Origin of the sequence: Nostoc sp., assembly GCF_036917135.1 — a bacterium.
GTDB lineage: Bacteria > Cyanobacteriota > Cyanobacteriia > Cyanobacteriales > Nostocaceae > Nostoc.
In genome coordinates this window covers 28,854-49,671 of sequence record NZ_JBALEA010000076.1, presented here as the reverse complement: position 1 = coordinate 49,671, position 20,818 = coordinate 28,854, and the positions used below count along the sequence as shown (strand labels likewise).

Below are 20,818 nucleotides of genomic sequence, written 5' to 3'. Positions count from 1 at the left end.
TAGTAGTCAGCCAAATTATTTGGGAGAGAAATCACAACATTTGCTTGTTGAATCTCAGCAAAATAATATCCTCAATCTAAGTAAAAAAAATGAACACCGGGATCATCCTGCCAAAAAAATAATAACTAGTCAAATCTCTATTATGTTTCAACAGCTAGAACTATTAGAAAAAGATATGTAGTTTCATATAACCCAATACAGTTCAGTTAAGCAATTTTTTCCTCCTCCTCTCTCTGTGTCCTCTGCGCCTCTGCGGTACCCTGCGGGAAGCCGTTCGCGTAGCGTCTCGTAGAGAAGCGTCTACGTTAAAAAAATGACCTTGACTCATAGTACTAGCCTTAACCCAACCGTATTGTCATATAAGAGTTATTTATTTTTTAGCTAGCAATAATTTCAATAAATGTAAAATATTATGAATAAAGATTCTCAATATAAAAAATTAGTATCAAGACTTAAATCCATTGTTAGTGAGTCATTGGGAGTGAAATCATCTGGAATTGATATTTATACTCCTTTTCTCCAAATGGGTGTTGACTCACTAATTTTATTGCAAATTAACCGGGCGATTCAACAAGATTTAGGTATTGATGTTCCTTTTCGCTTATTACTTGAAGATTTATCAACAATTCATGCCTTAGTAACTCATATAGTTCAAAAACTACCTTCCGAAAATCTGATTCTAGAGCCTTTTCCCTATGAACAAACACTTGATATAAAGACTTCAGATAGACAAAAATTGCAGCAAGAAGGTGAAAAATCTGTAACAGGTACAGTACTCGAACAGGTAATCGAACAGCAGCTTCAGTTGATGTCCAAACAGCTAGAGATTTTGCAAAAAGCAGGTTCATCTAAAAAGATATTATCTTTACAAAAAGCAATCCTATCTCCCCCTGTTGAGCATGAGGTAAGACAAGTTGCTCAATCTTTAATTAATAACTCTGGTTTTCCAGAAAGTTCATCAGCGATTCCGGCTGAGTCTAATCAACAACTCATACACCAAAGAATTGAGCCTCTTCAGTTACAATCAAAGACTCTGTTAACTCCCCCTCAACAAAAACATTTAGATGCTTTAATTGCACGTTTTGTCAAGCTTACTCCCGAATCTAAACGACTTACTCAAGCTTATCGTTCCTACCATGCCAATAGCAGGGCAATAACAGGCTTCCTACCCTCCATTAAAGAGATGTTGTATCCCATTCATGGACAGCGTGGTGAGGGAGCGAGGCTCTGGGATGTTGATGGCCAAGAGTATGTAGACATTTCTATGGGGTTTGGTGCGCTTTTATTTGGTCATTCACCATCTTTTGTCATCGAAGCTATTCAAGAACAAATAAAACAAGGTATATTACACGGCCCACAATCGCGTCTTGCCGGTCAGGTTGCAGAGTTAATTTGTGAGTTGACAGGCGCGGAACGGGCAGCTTTTTGTAACGATGGCACAGAAGCAGTTATGGGAGCAATCCGCCTAGCACGGGCTACCACAAGACGCTCTAAGATTGCTTTATTTGCTGGTTCTTATCACGGTATCTATGATGGGATTTTGGTAAGAGGAGTAACAACTAGCGAAGGAAAGCGGCGTTCTATCCCCAGAGCTATAGGTATTCCATCAGACATTGCTGATGATGTCATTGTACTTGACTATGGGCAGCCTGAATCCCTAGAGATTCTGAAAACTCATGCTCACGAACTGGCGGCAGTTTTGGTGGAACCGATACAAAGCAGTCGCCCAGATTTGCAACCTCAAGAGTTTCTGCTTGAACTTAGACAATTAACTCAAGTAACCGGAACCGTATTAATTTTTGACGAAGTGATTACCGGCTTTCGGATGCATCCAGGTGGGATTCAGGGATTGTGGAATATTCAAGCAGATTTGACTACTTATGGTAAAACCGTTGCGGCTGGGATGCCAATAGGAGTCATAGCTGGTAAGGCAGCTTTGATGGATACCCTTGACGGTGGAATGTGGAACTATGGAGATGAATCTTATCCTCAAGCGGAAACCACAGTATTTGCAGGTACTTTTTTCAAACATCCTTTGGTAATGGCTGCGGCTTGGGCTGCACTCAATCATATTAAAAACAGTGGCCCGAAATTACAGCAGGAATTATCTGAAAAAACAACGAAATTAGCCCAGACTCTTAATAGTTACTTTCAACAAAGGCAAGTTCCAATTAAAGTAGTCCATTTTGGTTCGCTGTTTCGTTTCATCGCCTCATCTCCCCTCAAGTTTGGTCAGTTGTTTTTCTACCATTTACTGGAAAAAGGCGTTTATGTCTGGGAAGGACGTACATTTTATCTGTCTACGGCGCATACCGATGCAGATATTGAACACGTAATTAGGGCTGTCAAAGAAAGTGTAGTAGAAATGCAACAAGGAGAATTATTACCACCTGCGCCGATTTCAACAGCGCTCAAAATTCCCCTAACGGCAGCACAAAAAGAATTGTGGTTTTTAGCACAGATGGGAGATGAAGTTTCGCGCGCCTATAACGAATCCAGGTCTATCCATCTGCGAGGGACTGGGAATTTATTGGCAGTCCGTCAGGCTGTTCAGGAAATTATCAATCGTCACGAAGCACTGCGAACTACTTTTAGCCCAGAGGGGGATAATCAATTAATTCATTCCACTTTGACTATAGACATTCCTCTCAGTGATTTTTCCACTTTAGATAAAAGTCAACGAGAAGCAGAGCTATCGGATTTATTAGTACGAGAAGCTCAACAAATTTTCCATTTAGAAAAAGGGCCATTACTGAACTGCCATATAGTTAAGTTGCAGGAAGATCATCATCTTGTAATTTTGACAAATCATCACATTGTTGCTGATGGTTGGTCAATTAGTATTTTGTTACGAGAACTAGCAGCAATTTATTCAGCAGAGTGCCTAGGTGTTGCTAGCCAACTTCCACAACCGATGAAATGGAGTGAGTATGCTCTGTGGCAAGTAGAAATGCAGCAAAGTCCAGAAATGGCTAAAGCTGAAGTTTATTGGCTGAATCAATTTGCCAATTCAGTGCCTATATTGGAATTACCAACCGACCATCCTCGACCAGCGATATTTACCTACACTGGAGCGCGAGAAAATCTTATCCTTGATTCCACCCTGTATAATGCTTTGAAAAGCTTAAGTTTACAACGTGGTTATACTTTATTTACGATTCTTTTAACAGCATTTATAACTTTATTACAACGATTGACGAATCAACAAGATATCGTTGTTGGGATTGCTTCGGCTGGACAATCTGCGATCGCAGATGAATATCTGGTTGGTCACTGTGTTAATCTATTACCCATACGCAGCCAAGTTATTGGTAATCCCGGATTTGCAGACTATTTGAGTTCAATCCAGCAGGTCTTGCTAGATGCTTACGAGTATCAAATTTATCCTTTTATTAAACTAATTGAAAATTTAAAGTTACCACGAGACCCTAGCCGCACCCCTCTTTTTACCACAGGGTTTAATTTGGACAAAGCTCAATTGGAGTCCAAATCTTTAAAACAAGAGTTTGAAGTAGCTAAAAATGCTACCAGTGCTACTAAGCTAGATATTAATTTAAATATTCTTCAGACAGACAGTGAACTAGTAATAGAACTGGAGTATAATACCGATTTATTTGATACCCAAACAATTCAGCGCTGGCTCGGACATTACGTAACCTTGTTAGAAGGTGTTGTCGCCAACCCAGAGCAACCCCTTGCAGAATTGCCTATATTGACACAAACTCAACAGCATCAGTTGTTGGTGGAATGGAACAATACTCAAACTGACTATCCTGGAGAGTATTGTATTCATGAGTTATTTGAGGCTCAAGTAGAGCGATCGCCTGATGCAATTGCTGTAACCTTTGAAGACCAACACCTCACCTATCGAGAGCTAAATCACCGCGCAAATCAATTGGCGCATTACCTACAACAACTTGGGGTCAAACCAGAGGTATTGGTAGGGATTTGTGTGGAGCGATCGCTCGAAATGGTCATAGGAATTTTAGGTATTCTCAAAGCTGGTGGCGCTTATGTGCCACTCGATCCAGCATATCCCCCCGAAAGATTAGTTTTCATATTGCAGGACGCACAGATAGCAATACTGCTGACCCAGCAGTGCTTGATAGAGAATTTGCCGAAAAATCACACCAGGGTTGTCTGTCTAGATACAGATTGGGAAAGTAGAGTTCAGGAAAGTCAACAAAATTTAATTAGTAATTATAGAAGTGATAACCTAGCTTATATAATCTACACATCAGGCTCAACAGGCCAGCCTAAAGGTGTCTTAGTCAATCATGCCAATGTTGTACGTCTATTGGCAGCAACTGAGTCCTGGTATCATTTCAACCAAGAGGATGTATTTTCACTTTTTCATTCAATTGCCTTTGATTTTTCAGTTTGGGAACTCTGGGGTGCCCTGTTGTTTGGTGGACAGTTAGTTATAGTACCGTACTCGTTAAGTCGTTCACCTGAAGATTTCTACAAATTCTTGTCAACCCAGCAAGTGACAGTACTCAACCAGACACCCTCAGCTTTCCGTCAACTCATACAAGCAGAGGAATTGTTGGGAGATAGCAAAAAGTTGAGCCTACGACTGGTCATTTTCGGTGGAGAAGCTCTAGAACTTCAAAGCTTAAGACCTTGGTTTGAACGACATGGCGATCGGTTTCCACAGTTAGTCAATATGTACGGTATTACAGAAACAACTGTGCATGTGACATATCGTCCATTGACGATGGCAGACTTAGAAATTGCTCCACGGAGTGTTATTGGGTGTCCAATTCCTGACTTGCAAATTTACTTGTTGGATCAACATGGACAGCCAGTACCTATTGGAGTTACGGGTGAAATGTACATTGGTGGTGCTGGTGTGGCACGAGGTTATTTAAATCGACCAGAACTCACCGCCATTAGGTTTATCCCACATTCCTTTAGTGATAAACCAAACGCACGCCTTTATAAATCAGGCGACTTAGCCCGCTATCTACCCAATGGAGATATTGAATACTTAGGACGCATTGACCATCAGGTTAAAATCCGTGGTTTCCGCATTGAACTAGGGGAGATTGAGGCGATGCTAGCTCAACACCCAGGTGTGCGGGAGACTGTGGTAGTGGCTCAGGAAACCCAACCTGGTGACAAGAACTTGGTGGTCTATGTTGTTCCCTGCAACAAGCAAACACTGACAACCAGTGAACTACGTAACTTCCTTTTAAAGCATCTGCCAGAGTATATGGTGCCATCGGTCTTTATGATGCTGGAGGTGCTACCACTGACATCGAACGGCAAGGTAAACCGCCAAGCTTTGCCAGCACCAGAAACTCTCCGCCCAGAGCTAGAAGCTGCTTATGTGATGCCACAAACTGAGATAGAACAAGCGATCGCTACAATTTGGCAAAAAGTTCTCAATATCGAGAATATCGGCATTCACGACAACTTTTTTGAACTCGGGGGTCATTCATTACTTATGGTTAAAGTTAATAGCCAATTACGCGAAATATTCAAAACCGATTTATCAATGCTCGATATGTTTAGATATCCAACTATAAGCTCTTTAGCAGAATATTTGAACACAATCAAAAATCAAAAAACGTCCTTTCAAAAAACTGATATTCAAGTTGATAAGCTCAAAGATGGTAAAGCTAATCAAAAAAAACGCCTGCAAAAAATGAAGTCAATTAGCAAGAGTTTAGGATTTAATGAATAATTTTTAAAAATTATTATTAAGTCCAAGCTTATAAATAGCAAATTTAGGTAACAACTGATGATTTTTAATGAAGTTATATGACTATACAATCACCGATTTATTTATCTAATCTAATTTTGTTTAGTTTGATGCTTGTGACATTGTTTTTTAGCACACGTTTAATTATATATGTGCTGAAAAGAATGTGGCGTAAGAACAAATACAAGTTGATATGGACGCCAATTTCTTCTGTTGAGCGTCGCAGCAATCTCTCCTATGAAGAGTTTGTTCGAGATTATGCAAATATTGGCAAACCTGTCATCATAACTGACTCGATGAAAAATTGGAAAGCCATGACAAAGTGGACTATAGATTTTTTTAGGTCAGAGTACAGTTCAACCAATTTTCTTGTGACAGATGTTAGGAATCAGACTCAGGTAGACATGACTGTTGCTCAGTATTTAGATCAGATGAGTGCTGATGCTTGTGATAACTTTTTGTATCTACGAAGCTTGAGGATTTCTTCTAATCCTAAGCTTTATGAGGATTACAAAATTCCTGTTTACTTTCCTGATTGGTTACAAAAACTACCACAAAAGCTTTTAATAAAATATCGCCTGGATTTGTATGATCTCTATATAGGAGGTAAAGATACATCGATAGGTCTTCACTCTGATATCTTAGATTCCCCTGCATGGGTGGCACTAATTGATGGACGAAAAAAAATTGTATTGTTTACACCAGACTTAATACCAGATCAAAAGGATATTTTATCCTATGGAAAAGATGAAACCTTTAACGGGGATGTAGAAAATTTTCCCCTTTATGCTAACGCCAACCCAGTAGAAGTTATACTAGAACCGGGAGAAATAATTTACATACCACCAAAGTGGTGGCATCATGTAAAAAACCTTGAAAATAGCATCTCCATGAACGCCAACATGATAAATGAGTGGAGTTCAGAAATAGTTTACTCCTGTATTAATCAAGAATATTCAACAAAAGGTAAAATCCTACCATTGATTTTGGAGTTCCCATGGTTAGGCAGAGCTTTATTTGCTATGGGTTTACTTTAAAAAAGCATTTACCAAGTTTCATGCTCAGTGATGTCAGAGCCTTACTGTCAACAAAATATTATCTTTTCGTGAGCATAATATTCAAACTAGAAAAGTCATACCTGGTAAAGCTCACCCAAAAAAGCGTTTGCTAAAAATGAAATGAATCTGAAATATTAAAGGTTTTAAAAAATCATGAATGCTCAGACAGTATCTGCTCATAGAACTGGTTCCGAAATAGCGATTATTGGCATGTCAGGGCGGTTTCCTGGGGCTAAAAATGTTGATGACTTTTGGCAAAATCTCCAAAATGGTACAGAGTCAATTTCAGTTTTTACTGATGAAGAACTATTAGCTTATGGGCTAGATGCAGCTACACTTAATAACCCCAAGTTTGTGAAAGCACGGGCTGTATTAGAAGATGTAGAACTTTTTGATGCTGCATTTTTTGGCTTTAATCCTAGAGAAGCTGAAATTACCGATCCACAACATCGTTTATTTTTAGAATGTGCATATATTGCCCTTGAAGATGCTGGCTATGACTCAGAAAATTATCAAGGTTCTATTGGAGTTTACGCCGGGGCTAGCTTCAGTGGATACTTACTGAATGTTTATTTAAACAAAGATATCATTGGATCTATAGATAATCATCAACTGGCGATCGCAGGTGATAAAGATTATTTAACTACCCGCGTTTCTTACAAACTGAATCTACAGGGGCCGAGTTTCACTGTCCAAACCGCCTGCTCTACCTCATTAGTTGCTGTGCATTTAGCCACTCAAAGCTTACTAAATGGAGAATGCGATCTGGCTTTGGCAGGTGGCGTTTCCATCAGTTCTTTTAGAAAAACTGGCTATCTTTATAAAGAAGGGGGAATTAGTTCGCCTGACGGACATTGCCGCGCTTTTGATGCTCAAGCCCAGGGGACTGTCGGTGGCGAAGGTGTAGGCATCGTAGTTTTGAAAAGATTAGAGGATGCTCTAGCAGATGGAGATACCATTCATGCCCTCATCAAAGGTTCCGCTATTAACAATGATGGATCTTTCAAAGTTAGCTACACAGCACCACGAATAGACGGTCAAGCCAAGGTAATTCAAACTGCTCAAGTTGTTGCCGAGGTTGAACCTGAAACGATTACCTATATTGAAGCTCATGGCACAGGAACATCATTAGGAGATCCCATTGAAATCGCGGCATTAACGCAAGCTTTCCGAGCCAGCACTGAAAAGAAAGGCTTCTGCGCTATTGGCTCAGTCAAAACTAACATTGGACATTTAGATGCTGCTGCTGGGGTAACAGGTCTAATCAAAACCGTCCTAGCCCTGAAGCATCAACAAATACCGCCTAGTTTGCACTTTCAAGAACCTAATCCGCAGATTGATTTTGCCAACAGTCCTTTTTATGTCAACACCAAACTTGCCCAATGGACAACAAACGGGATTCCTCGCCGTGCCGGAGTCAGTTCTTTTGGGATTGGCGGCACCAACGCCCATGTAATTTTGGAAGAAGCACCTGTGGAGGAGCAGCAGGAGAGGCAGGGGAGGAAATATCATCTCTTAGTTCTTTCTGCAAAAACGGAATCGGCACTAGAAACAGCTACGGCGAATCTGGCTCATCATCTCAAACAGCATTCTAATATTAACTTAGCTGATGTGGCTCATACCCTTGGTGTCGGTCGTCGAGCTTTTGAGCATCGCCGGATGGTGGTATGCCAAGACATCAATGATGCGGTACAGGTGCTTTCTACTTTAGATACACAACGAGTTTTCACTCAATATCAACAGCCTTGCAATCGTCCTATAGTGTTTATGTTTTCTGGGCAAGGAACACAGTATGTGAATATGGGTAGAGAACTCTACGAAAGTGAGCCAACTTTTACACTTGCAGTTGATCGTTGCTGTGAATTGCTGAAACCACATCTAGGTTTTGATTTACGCCATATACTGTATCCAAATGAGGCAACCAAGGCAACAGAGCAACTCAAGCAGACATCTGTCGCCCAGCCAGCATTATTTGTCATCGAGTACGCCCTAGCTCAATTGTGGATGACATGGGGTGTACACCCAGAGGCGATGATTGGTCACAGTATCGGAGAGTATGTAGCGGCTACTTTAGCTGGAGTTTTCTCGCTGGAAGATGCTCTAATGCTAGTCGCAATTCGAGGAAAACTGATGCAGCAACTTCCTACTGGGGAAATGCTTTCTGTCCAACTTCCCGAATCAGAGATACAACCATTACTAAATAGGGAATTGTCTTTAGCTGCAAGTAATGGGCCTTCATACTGCGTAGTTTCTGGTGTAAGTGAAGCGATCGCACAATTCCAACAACAGCTAGAAGCCAAAGGTGTAGCCTGTCGGAAGTTGCATACTTCTCATGCCTTTCATTCTCCTATGATGGAGCCAATTCTCCAGCCATTTACAGAGCAGTTACAAAAACTCCAACTTCATCCCCCGAAGGTTGAGTTTATCTCCAACGTCAGTGGCACTTGGATCACTGTAGCCGAAGCAACAGATCCCAAATATTGGGTCAAGCATTTACGGCAAACAGTGCGCTTTAGCCAAGGGATAACTGAGTTAGTCAAAACACAGGAGCGGATCTTTTTAGAGGTTGGGCCAGGAAGAACTTTAAGTACTTTTGTCAAGCAACACCATCAAGATCAACTGGTGGTACTAACTTCAATCCGCCATCCGCAAGAGCAACAGTCAGATGTAACATTTTTACTCAACTCCTTGGGGCGACTCTGGCTTTGTGGTGTCAAAATAGACTGGTCTAGTTTTTATGCTCATGAACAACGCGATCGTATTTCCTTGCCGACCTATCCGTTTGAACGCCAGCGTTACTGGATTGAAGCCCAAAAACAGCCAAAACAAACGGCAGTTGAGTTAGGTAAATCTCTCGTAGAGGCTTGTAAAATCCAGGCTCGTGCTAGCATCACCGCACTGGATGAGCAAACTTATTTGCTAAAAAAACAATACTTAGATAGTTTGTGTACTGCTTATATAAACCTCACCCTCCAGCGTCTAGGTGCTTTTAGCAACCTTAATGAACGATATTCTTTTGAGGCGCTGTATGAGCAATTTAAAATTATTCCTCGTTATCGGCAATTGTTGTATCGCTTTTTAGATGTACTCGTAGAACAAGGTCAATTACAACAAGAAAAGGATTTATTTACAAACCTTGTTCCCTGTTCTACAGACTTTATTAATAGTCTGATAGAAGAAGTTAAACTCAGATACGTAGATACACCCCATGAGCTAAATATCGTCCGGGAATGTGGCGAGAATCTGCCGGCTGTACTAATTGGTGAAAAAGAACCCTTAGAGTTGTACTTTGCAGTAAAAGACAACAAATCAGAAATTGCCAATTCTGAATTGCCTCTGTATACCCATTTAAAAGGGATCATGCGGACAGCTGTGGAACATCTGGTAAAGTTATTACCGCCAGATGTCAACTTGAGAATTCTAGAAATTGGTGGCGGAGGAGGTATTGCGACAACAGAATTGCTGCCTGTGTTGCCATCTGAGGGCACCAACTACACTTTTACAGATGTCGGTGGTTTGTTTTTGAATAAAGCCAGACAGAGGTTTAGCGCTTATCCATTTGTTGAGTATCGTTTTCTAGATATTGAAAAACCTCCGGTTGAACAAGGGTTCAATAACCACAGTTTTGATGTGGTGGTAGCTGTGAATGTGTTGCACGTAACCCGGAATATGGCAAAAACTCTGGAGAACGTGCGATCGCTATTAGCTCCTGGAGGATTTCTGCTATTGTGGGAAATAACTCAACCACAATTAGACTTTGATCTCACCGATGGTCTGCTGATGAATCCTTTAGAGGATGAAGGACGCAGCCGTGGTAATCCATTTTTATCACAAAAGCAATGGCAGGAAGCACTACGTTCTCATGGGTTCGTTGAGGTAGTGGCTGTCTCGGAAACTGAAGCTTTCGGCGAACAGGTTTTGGTGGCTCAGATTGCTGCATCGGTAACTGACTCAGCAACTACAGCATTTACCATCACGAAGCAAAAACAGAACCAAGATTTATTGGCTAAAAAGTCACATATTGCTGACTGGTTTTACATTCCTTCTTGGAAACGTACCATGCCACCGCAGTCTTTTCAACCTGGACTTGAGGGAAAATCAGGATGCTGGTTAGTGTTTGTGGATGAGTGCGGCTTGGGTGAAAGCTTGGTAAAACGGCTATTACTTGAGAATCAAGATGTTATTACTGTCAAAGTTGGAGAGCAATTTCAACAGAGTAGCGAATATCCTCAACGCACATATACGATTAATCCTGAAAAAGATGATGACTATAACACCCTGCTCAAAGAACTTCGGAGTTTGGGTAAGATTCCCAAAAGGATTGTTCATCTGTGGAGTGTGACACCAAATAGTTACACCAACTCAGCAATTGAAGCTTTAGGCTGGTCGAGTCTATTGTTTTTAGCACAAGCTATTACAGAAAATAATCAAACAGATGCTTTAGAAATTAGTATTCTCTCCAACAATTTGCAGGAAGTAACAGGTTCAGAAATACTGTGTCCAGAAAAGGCGCTGGTTCTTGGAACTTGCAAAGTTATGCCGCTAGAGTACCCAAATATAAACTGTCGTAGTATTGATGTTGTAGTTCCTGTAGAAAGTGGCCAAGAAGAACTCATCCAAACCCTAATAGCGGAACTTACGACTCCTACATCTGACCAAATTATTGCTTACCGTGGACGTAATCGCTGGGTACAAGATTTTGAACCTGTTCAATTAGATGAAACCATTACTGAAAATCTTCGCCTCAGAAAACAGGGAGTGTATCTCATCACTGGTGGATTAGGAGGTGTTGGTCTGCTGCTGGCAGAATATTTAGCACAGACTGTGCAAGCAAAATTAATATTATTGGGGCGTTCAGCTTTTCCCGACCAAGAAAATTGGTCTGAATGGTTATCGACTCATAACCAGCAAGATAGCATTAGCCAAAAGATCCAAAAATTGCAGGCGATGAAAGCATTAGGTGCAGAGGTAATGGTAGTTAGTGCCGATGTTACCAACCTTGAGCAGATGTCAGCAGTGCTTAACAAAAGTAATCAGCAATTTGGTGAGATTCATGGAGTAATTCATTCCGCCGCAGTTTCCGGTGGGGGAATGATGCAACTCACAACAAAAGAAACTGTAGCCAAAGCTTTAGCCCCAAAAGTGCAAGGAACACGAATACTTGAAACTCTATTTAAGGAGAATAACCTGGATTTCTTTGTACTCTGTTCATCACTAAATTCATTTATTGGCACATCTGGAATGGCAGATTATACAGCTGCAAATGCCTTCCTTGACTCCTTTGCTCACTACAGCGCCTCTAAATATGTAACATGGAAATTTATTAAATCTATTAACTGGGATAGATGGAACAGTGTCGGAATGGCAATTGCTGTTGAAGCCCGCCATCAAGAAATCACGGGGGAAAATTTAACAGCAGGAATAGTTGATTTTGAGGGCATAGAGGCATTTAAACGTATTCTGAGTACTAGCACATTTCCTCAAATCATTGTATCAACACAATATTTTACCAGCTTAATTAAGGCAAAAGAATCTGCTAAATCTTTGGAAGAGAAATTAGCCCAGCTTCGTCAATCCAAACCTAATCACCCCCGCCCTAACTTGGCGAATGCTTATATCGCTCCTAGTAATGAAATTGAGCGAACCCTTGCTGACATTTGGCAACAACTTCTAGGTATTGAAAAAGTCGGGATTCACGACAACTTCTTTGAGTTAGGAGGAGACTCTTTATTTGCTACTCAATTAGTTTCTGAACTGTGTAAAACTTTTCAAATAGAACTTTCTTACAAAGGCTTCTTTAATAGCCCGAATATAGCTGACTTAGCTGAAGTTATTATCCAAAAACTGGCGGAACAGACAAATTTAGAGGAATTAGCTCAAGCTTTAGCAGATATTGAACAACTATCACAAGATGAGGTACAGGCATTAATTGCTTTGCAAAAGTAAGTAATGAATTTTTTTAAATCTCTTTAATTGGCAAATATGAATGAACTTTCGCAACGGATTGCGCGTCTTTCTCCAGAGAAACTTCAGCTTCTTACACAACACATTCAGAAGAAAAAAGAGATTGTTTTTTCAGGATCAAAAATATGCTCTCAAAGTCGAGATTCCAACTTATTCCCTCTATCTTTTGCCCAGCAAAGATTGTGGTTCATCGACCAATTACAACCTGGTAGCAGCGCTTATAATATCTCTCAGCCCATGCATATTGTCGGAGCGCTAAATGTGGCGGCGCTGGAGCAAAGCTTTGATGAAGTTGTGAGACGGCACGAAGTTTTAAGAACTACATTCACAGTAGTTGATGGACAACCTCTACAAGTTATTGCTCCTAATTTGAGCTTCAAACTACCAATATTAGATTTACAAAAACTTTCTCAAAAGCATAGAGATGCTGAAGTTTTGAGACTGGCGAGTGAGGAAGCCCAACAGCCTTTCAACCTAAGCAAAGAGCCTTTATTGCGAGTTACTTTACTGCAATTAGCGGCGGCAGAATATGCATTATTGTTGACTATGCATCACATTGTTGCTGATGGCTGGGCTATAGGTGTGTTGATTCAGGAAATCGCAACTTTGTACAAAGCTTTTTCTGTTGGCAAACTATCACCGCTTTCGGAACTATCCATCCAGTATGCAGACTTTGCTGTGTGGCAAAGACAGTGGTTACAGGGAGAACGATTAGAAACTCAACTTGCTTACTGGCAAAGAAAATTAGGCGGTAAACTACCTGTTCTGGAACTCCCTAGCGTTTCGGAGCGTCCCGGAGCTTCTCTCCGAGACGCTCCGCAAACGCCTAGCCAGACTTTCTCAGGAGGCAGGGAAGCTCTGGTTCTACCCAAAACATTATCTGAGAAGCTGAAGACTCTAAATCAGCGCCAAGGCATCACACTGTTTATGATTCTGCTAGCAGCTTTTCAGACTTTGCTGCATTGGTACACCAATCAAGAAGATATTGTTGTCGGTACTGATATTGCCAACCGCAATCAAGCCGAGACTAAAGAATTGATCGGATTTTTTGTTAATCAATTAGTATTGCGTACAGATTTATCAGGAAATCCTACTTTTCTAGAGTTATTAGAACGAGTCCGCGAAATGACTTTGGAAGCTTATGCTCACCAAGATTTGCCCTTCGATAAATTGGTAGATGTTCTGAATCCAAAACGGGAGTTGAACCGTACACCGTTATTTCAAGTCAAGATTGTTTTGGAAAATACTCAAACCCCGTCTTTGGAACTTCCAGGTTTAACTATCACATCTTTTAAGGTGGAAAACAAAACAGTGCAGTTTGACTTATTATTGGAGTTAAACGAAACAGATCAGGGACTATTTGGTGTATGGGAATATAACACTGATTTATTTGATCGTGGCAGAATTGTTAGGTTATCGAATAATTTTGCAACCCTTCTCAATAAGATTGCAACGCATCCAGAAACTAAATTAAGTGACTTAAAAATAATTCTTAATGAAGTAGAGAAGAATCAGCATCTCGCTAGAGAAGAAGTTTATCAAAATACTATCGAGCAGAAATTAATCAACGTTAAACGTAGAGCAAATAACAGATAATAAAAATCATGACAAAGATTGAATCTCTAGGTTATGTGAGACGAAAAGCTGTTAATATATCCACAGAAGAGTTAATCAAAACTGAATTTCTCAAGCCAGATACTAATTTTCCTTTAGTAATTAAGCCTAGTGTAAAGGGAGTTAATCTGCAAAACTGGGCTAATAATAATCGGGAATATTTGAAAGCTGAATTATTAAAATATGGAGCAATACTTTTTCGTGATTTCAAAGTTAATTCCATAGAAGAATTTGAGCAAATTATTGCAGCAATTTGTGGAGAAGCGATGGAATATCGTTATCGGGCATCTCCGCGAACTCAAGTAGGTGGGAGAATTTATACTTCAACTGACTACCCAGCCGATCAAAGTATTTTTCCTCACAATGAACACGCTTACTCGCCTACCTTTCCGTTGAAAATCTTCTTTTTTTGTATGAGTCCAGCGCCGGAGGGAGGGGAAACCCCGATTGGTAGCTGTCGAAAGGTTTTTGAGCGAATTGATCCAATTATCCGCGATCGCTTCATCCAAAAGCAAGTTATGTATATGCGTAACTTTGGCGATGGATTTGGTCTTCCTTGGCAAACTGTATTTCAAACAACAGACAAAATTAAGGTAGAAGAGTATTGCAAAAACAATGGAATTGAGGTTGAATGGAAAGTAGGCGATGCCTATGGCAACCCCTCCGGTTTACGCTTAAGAACTCGACAAGTTGGGCCAGCCATTCTCAAACATCCTCAAACAGGTGAAATGGTCTGGTTCAATCACGCAACTTTTTTTCATGTTTCCACATTGGAACCAACGATACGCGAATCGTTATTGAAAAATTTGCCAGAAGAAGATTTACCAACTAACACATATTACGGGGATGGTTCTGCAATTGAGCCATCAGTCTTAGCGAGTTTGCGAACTGCTTATCAAGAAGAAATGGTCACTTTTTCTTGGCAGAAAGGAGATGTATTGATGCTAGATAATATGTTATCAATCCATGCTCGTAAGCCATTTGTTCCCCCCAGAAAAGTTTTAGTGGGGATGGCCGAACCTTATACACCAATACCCTTGGGTTGAAGGTCGTGAAACCCAACAAACCACCGAAAATGTTGGGTTTCGTTCCTCAAACGCCACTTGCTTTAAGTCGGGAAACCTGTTCAACGCATTGGCTCCCCAAGCGTATTGCCTTATACACCCCAAAGCATTTATAGTAATACCAAGGTAGAAATATGCAAGTAGAAAATATCGAGGGTTTTAGACTTTCACCTCAACAAGAGCATTTATGGTTGCTACAACAAATTGATCAAACTTGGGCTTATCGTAGCGATTGTATAATTTTGATTGAAGGAAATATTAATGTCAATAATTTAGAATTGGCATTGCAAGATATTGTCAATCGCTATGAGATTCTCCGCACCAATTTTATTTGTCTACCTGGAATGACTATTCCAGTACAGGTAATTACAGATAGGAAGGTTATATTAGATAAGAAATGCAATATTAGTAATTTTACAGTTCCAGAACAAGAGGCGAAAATCAAATTAATATTTCATGAATTTGAACAACAAAAATTTGAGATTGAACAAGGTTTAGTTTTACATACATCCCTAGTAAATATTTCACCAGAACGGCATTTATTGTTTATTAGTTTACCTGCTCTCTGTGCAGACAGAGTAACCTTTAATTGTTTAGTACGGGAACTAGCTACTTCTTATTTAGGAAAATTCGATGAAGAATTATCTAAAGAACCACTCCAGTATGCAGACTTTTCAGAATGGCAAAATCAAATACTAGAAGCAGAAGAAACGAAAATAGGCAGAGAATATTGGCAACAGCAAGACTTCTCTACTCTTGACACTTTCCAGCTTCCTTTTGAAAACCGGCTCTCTGAAAAACATAAATTTCAGCCAAAATTAGTAAATTCAATCATTACCCCGGAACTGGTAGCTAATATCGAAATATTAGCTCACAAGTATAATACTTCTGTTTCTACCTTTTATCTAACCTGCTGGATGATTTTACTTCAACGACTAAATGGACAATCAAAAATGCTCGTTGCCAGGGAATTTAATGGCAGAAAATATGATGAACTTAAAGGAGCATTAGGACTATTTGCTAAATATTTACCAGTTTATTGTCATTTAGAAGATAATTTCAAATTTAGTCAATTTTTGCAGCAAGTTCATGAGTCTGTAGAATCTATCCACAAATGGCAAGAGTGCTTTAATTGGGAACAAATATCAGATATTTTGCCTTTTTGTCCTGTGGGTTTTGATTTTACAGAAGAAGATCCAAAACATTGTGCAGATAATATATTATTTTCTATTTACAAGCTTGATAGCTGTACTGAGCGTTTCAAAATTAAGCTTTCTTGTAGACAGAAGAATGATTATTTAAATACAGAATTTCATTATGACTGTAATCTATTTTCTTCAGAGGATATTGCAGGTTTAGCAGAGCAATTTCAGAATTTATTAGAAAGTGCTGTACATCATCCCGAAACTGCAATATGGGAATTAGAAATTTTAAGCGATCGCACACTAAATAAACTTCTCTTAGAGTTCAATCAAACTAATGCAGATTATCCCCAAAATAAGTGCATTCACGATTTATTTACAGAACAAGTAGAACGCACACCAAACAATATTGCTGTGGCATTTAACAATCAGCAAATAACTTATGCTGAACTTAATACACGGGCAAATCAATTAGCTCATTATCTCCAATATTTGGGTGTAAGTGCAGAAGTATTAGTGGGAATTTGTGTCGAGCGTTCGCTCGACATGATTGTTGGTATTTTGGGCATTCTTAAAGCTGGTGGTGCTTATGTTCCCCTCGATCCGCACTATCCCCAAGAGCGTTTAGCTTTCATGCTAGAAGATACTCAGGTATCTATATTATTGACTCAGCAGCATTTACTGGAAGGCTTACCCAACCACAATGCACAGATAATTTGCTTAGATACCGATTGGGAAGCGATGTCTACGACGGTCACTGAGCGCAGCCGAAGTGCGGGCTACGCCTACACGCGCGAAAGTCAGGAAAACCCCCTGATAACAGTAGATGCTGAAAACTTAGCTTATATAATTTATACTTCTGGCTCTACGGGTAAACCGAAAGGAGTTGCGATCGCACATCGGAACTTAGTCAATTCAACAACTGCACGTATTACCTACTATCAACAACCTGTCAGCAACTTCTTGTTACTCTCATCCTTTGCATTTGATAGCTCTGTTGCGGGTATTTTCTGGACACTTTGTTGTGGCGGAACTCTACACTTACCAGAAGAAGGTATGCAACGGGAAGTACCTAAACTCATAGAGCTAATTTTCCAAAATCTGATTTCCCATTTATTAAGCCTTCCTTCTCTGTATGATCTAATTTTGCAACAAGCAAAACCAGAACATTTAAATTCTCTTAGTGCTGTCATAGTTGCTGGTGAATCTTGTCCGTTAGAATTGGTACAACATCATTCTCAGTTACAATCAGAAGCATCTTTATTTAACGAATACGGACCGACAGAAGCAACTGTTTGGAGTAGTGTATATTATTGTCATACCCCAGAAAGAGAAACTCAAATATCTATTGGTTGTCCCATAAACAATACACAAATATATATACTTGATTCTCATTTACATCCGGTTCCTGTTGGTATTCCTGGCGAAATTTATATTAGTGGTGAAGGTTTAGCTAGAGGTTATTTAAATCAATCTGCAATTACATCTGAGAAATTTATTCCCCATCCCTTTAGTGAAAAACCAGGAATGCGCCTATATAAAACTGGGGATTTAGCAAAATATCTCACTGATGGTAATATTGAGTTTGTGGGACGTATTGATAACCAAGTAAAAATTCGTGGCTTCCGAATTGAGTTAGGCGATATTGAGACAGCACTAAATCAATATCCTGGAGTGCAAGAAACAGCAGTTATTGCTCGTGAAGATGTACCAGGAAACAAACGCTTAGTTGCTTATGTAGTTCCCCAGCCAAAATCAGCCATTACAGTTAATGAACTACGCAACTTTTTAAAAGAAAAATTACCAGAATTCATGATACCATCGGCTATAGTGCTGTTAAAAGAATTACCTCTAAGTGCCAATGGTAAAGTTGATAGAAAAGCCCTACCCGCACCAGAGCAAATTAGAGCAGACTTGATCGGAGATTTTGTTTCTCCTCGCACCCCTGTAGAAGAAATGCTGACTCAAATCTGGGCTGAAGTCTTAAAAGTTGAGAAAGTTAGTATTTACGATAACTTCTTTGAATTGGGTGGACATTCTTTATTAACAACTCAACTACTTAGCAAAGTTAAACAAGCTTTCAACTTAGATATATCTTTACGCAGTTTGTTAGAAAAACCGACTGTAGCGGGTTTAGCGGAGAATATTGATCGAGTTTGTCAAACAGAAATTGATTACCCACTTTTGGATCTCAAAGCTGAAGCTGTTTTAGATTCAACAATTCATCCCCAAAATGTCTTTAAGTTTATCCTTGAACCCAGTGCTGTTCTATTGACTGGAGCCACAGGTTTTTTAGGAGTATTTTTACTAGCTGAACTTTTACAGCAAACCAAAGCAGATATTTATTGCTTAGTTCGTTCCAAAAACCTTCAGGATAGTCATAAAAAGCTACAAATTAACCTAGAATCTTATGGAATTTGGAACAAACTTTGGAGTTCCCGAATTATTCTGATTTCTGGCGATTTGTCAAAGCCACTTTTGGGATTAGAAACTGAAAAATTCCAACAATTGGCAAGCACTATTGATGTGATCTACCATAATGGTGCTTGGGTACATCATATTTATCCCTACTCTATCCTGAAATCTACAAACGTATTGGGTACACAAGAAATTCTGAAATTAGCTAGTAAAATTAAAACTAAACCAGTACATTTTATTTCTAGTTCTGGTGTTGTATCTGCAAAACTTGAATCGGGAATTAAATTAGCTAGAGAACAGGATAGTCTGAATGAAAAGGAATTTCCTAATAACGGATATTGTCAAACTAAATGGGTAGCTGAGAAGTTAGTACAAACGGCGGCTGAAAGAGGAATTCCCATCTCTATTTATCGACCATCACGTATATCGGGACATAGCCAGATAGGGGTCTTTAATAGTAATGACTTTCTGTATAAACTGATAATCGGTTGTGTGCAATTGGGAAGTGCGCCAGATATAGATATTAGAGAAAATATAGTTCCTGTAGATTATGTCAGCAAAGCAATAGTTCATTTATCGAAACAGGAAGAATCTTTAGGGAAAACCTTTCACTTAGTTCATCCTCAAACCCTCCACTCAAATACACTTATCGACCATATTCGCTCATTGGGTTATTCAATTGATCAAGATTCTTATGAGCAATGGCGAGAAAAATTACTCAATATTACTGAAGGTTCATTAGAGCATCCTTTATATCCACTTGTTTCATTCTTTCCTGCAAGAGAGTCAGAGAAGCAAACATCTAACTCAGGGATTCTACAATTTGACTCCAAAAATACAATTAATGGTCTTTCTAGTTCGTCTATCATTTGCCCAGAAATTGATGAGCAGTTATTGAAGATTTACTTTTTATATTTAATTGAAAATGGTTATTTAACAGCTAAATAAATAAAAATGCAATAGCTGTGAGTTAATTGCTCTAAAAAAACACATACATAATACAGAAAGGAAAATGATTTTATGTCTTCTACAAACCGTTATGTTGGTTACGATCCTATTGCCAGACTATATAACGAGGACTGGGCACCTTCACTTGGTGAGAAAGCACTGCTATGCACAGAAAAATTATTTCTACCATATTTACCAAAGGGAGCGCATATTCTTGACTTAGGTTGCGGTACAGGACAGCTAACAAAACAGCTACTTCTAAAGGAATATAAAGTAACTGCACTCGATGGCTCCGAGTCGATGTTACATTATGCTCAAGAGAATGCCCCTGGTGGCAAATTCATACTTGGTGATGCACGCTCATTTGAAATGCCATCTATGTTTGATGGCGTTGTTTCAGCAACTTGTGTCGTCAATTATATGATGAATATTGAGGAATTAATAGGTGTCTTTGATAATGTATATAAAGCACTATTAGCAAACGGAATTTTTATCTTTGATTTAGATACGGAAGAGCAGTATAAACACTTCTTACAAGGTTCTCTATCAGGCAATGTCAAAGATGAATTTGCTTGGGCTGCACTAAGAACTTATGACCTAGAAGAAAAAACTAGTCAAGTCAAATTTACAATATTTAGTTTAGTAGAAAACAAAAATTGGCGGCGTTTTGACCATACTGTAATAGAAAAATGTTACTCGAAGGAAGACGTGATTTCTGCTCTGTCAAGTGTGGGATTCGTCGAAATTAATTTTTATGATGCAGAACGTGATTTTGGAAGAACTGGAGAAGCTGGTACTACCTATTTTGTTTGCCGTAAGCACTGATAGAAATCTCTAAAATCAAAAAATGTGCTTTGGTAAACCCCTCATTCTTTGAAAGCAATTTACAAGTCGTTTTAAATA

General features: G+C 39.4%; 7 protein-coding genes. All 7 read left to right on the top strand.

Annotated elements, in window-relative coordinates; translation table 11 throughout:
• Positions 1 to 412: 412 nt before the first annotated feature.
• The 7 genes from V7K50_RS23765 to V7K50_RS23735 all read left to right on the top strand — a co-directional run bounded on the left by V7K50_RS23765 (position 413) and on the right by V7K50_RS23735 (position 20,740).
• Positions 413 to 5,689, top strand: coding sequence for an amino acid adenylation domain-containing protein (locus V7K50_RS23765; RefSeq protein WP_334964346.1), 5,277 nt, complete (start codon positions 413 to 415; stop codon positions 5,687 to 5,689).
• A 77-nt stretch (positions 5,690 to 5,766) separates the two neighbouring features.
• The gene (locus V7K50_RS23760) at positions 5,767 to 6,744 is read left to right on the top strand and encodes a cupin-like domain-containing protein (RefSeq protein ID WP_334964344.1); all 978 of its coding nucleotides are present in this window, start codon (positions 5,767 to 5,769) and stop codon (positions 6,742 to 6,744) included.
• 174 nt (positions 6,745 to 6,918) lie between these two features.
• Positions 6,919 to 12,711 carry an SDR family oxidoreductase gene (locus V7K50_RS23755; RefSeq protein ID WP_334964342.1) on the top strand — a complete coding sequence of 1,931 codons (5,793 nt, stop codon included), beginning with the start codon at positions 6,919 to 6,921 and terminating at the stop codon, positions 12,709 to 12,711.
• Between the two features lie 36 nt (positions 12,712 to 12,747).
• Positions 12,748 to 14,325, top strand: a complete 1,578-nt coding sequence (locus V7K50_RS23750) for a condensation domain-containing protein (protein WP_334964340.1) — start codon at positions 12,748 to 12,750, stop codon at positions 14,323 to 14,325.
• An 8-nt stretch (positions 14,326 to 14,333) separates the two neighbouring features.
• On the top strand, positions 14,334 to 15,389 hold the full coding sequence (locus V7K50_RS23745; protein ID WP_334964338.1) for a TauD/TfdA family dioxygenase: 1,056 nt from the start codon (positions 14,334 to 14,336) through the stop codon (positions 15,387 to 15,389).
• 152 nt (positions 15,390 to 15,541) lie between these two features.
• Positions 15,542 to 19,915 carry a non-ribosomal peptide synthetase family protein gene (locus V7K50_RS23740; protein WP_334964335.1) on the top strand — a complete coding sequence of 1,458 codons (4,374 nt, stop codon included), beginning with the start codon at positions 15,542 to 15,544 and terminating at the stop codon, positions 19,913 to 19,915.
• Positions 19,916 to 19,987: 72 nt separating this feature from the next.
• Positions 19,988 to 20,740, top strand: a complete 753-nt coding sequence (locus V7K50_RS23735) for a class I SAM-dependent DNA methyltransferase (protein WP_334964333.1) — start codon at positions 19,988 to 19,990, stop codon at positions 20,738 to 20,740.
• Positions 20,741 to 20,818 lie beyond the last annotated feature (78 nt).

Excerpts from the sequence above, each read along its gene's own strand:
- V7K50_RS23755 (WP_334964342.1), top strand. The coding sequence starts at position 6,919 with ATGAATGCTCAGACAGTATCTGCTCATAGAACTGGTTCCGAAATAGCG.
- V7K50_RS23740 (WP_334964335.1), top strand. The coding sequence starts at position 15,542 with ATGCAAGTAGAAAATATCGAGGGTTTTAGACTTTCACCTCAACAAGAG.
- V7K50_RS23750 (WP_334964340.1), top strand. The coding sequence starts at position 12,748 with ATGAATGAACTTTCGCAACGGATTGCGCGTCTTTCTCCAGAGAAACTT.
- V7K50_RS23760 (WP_334964344.1), top strand. The coding sequence starts at position 5,767 with ATGACTATACAATCACCGATTTATTTATCTAATCTAATTTTGTTTAGT.
- V7K50_RS23735 (WP_334964333.1), top strand. The coding sequence starts at position 19,988 with ATGTCTTCTACAAACCGTTATGTTGGTTACGATCCTATTGCCAGACTA.
- V7K50_RS23745 (WP_334964338.1), top strand. The coding sequence starts at position 14,334 with ATGACAAAGATTGAATCTCTAGGTTATGTGAGACGAAAAGCTGTTAAT.
- V7K50_RS23765 (WP_334964346.1), top strand. The coding sequence starts at position 413 with ATGAATAAAGATTCTCAATATAAAAAATTAGTATCAAGACTTAAATCC.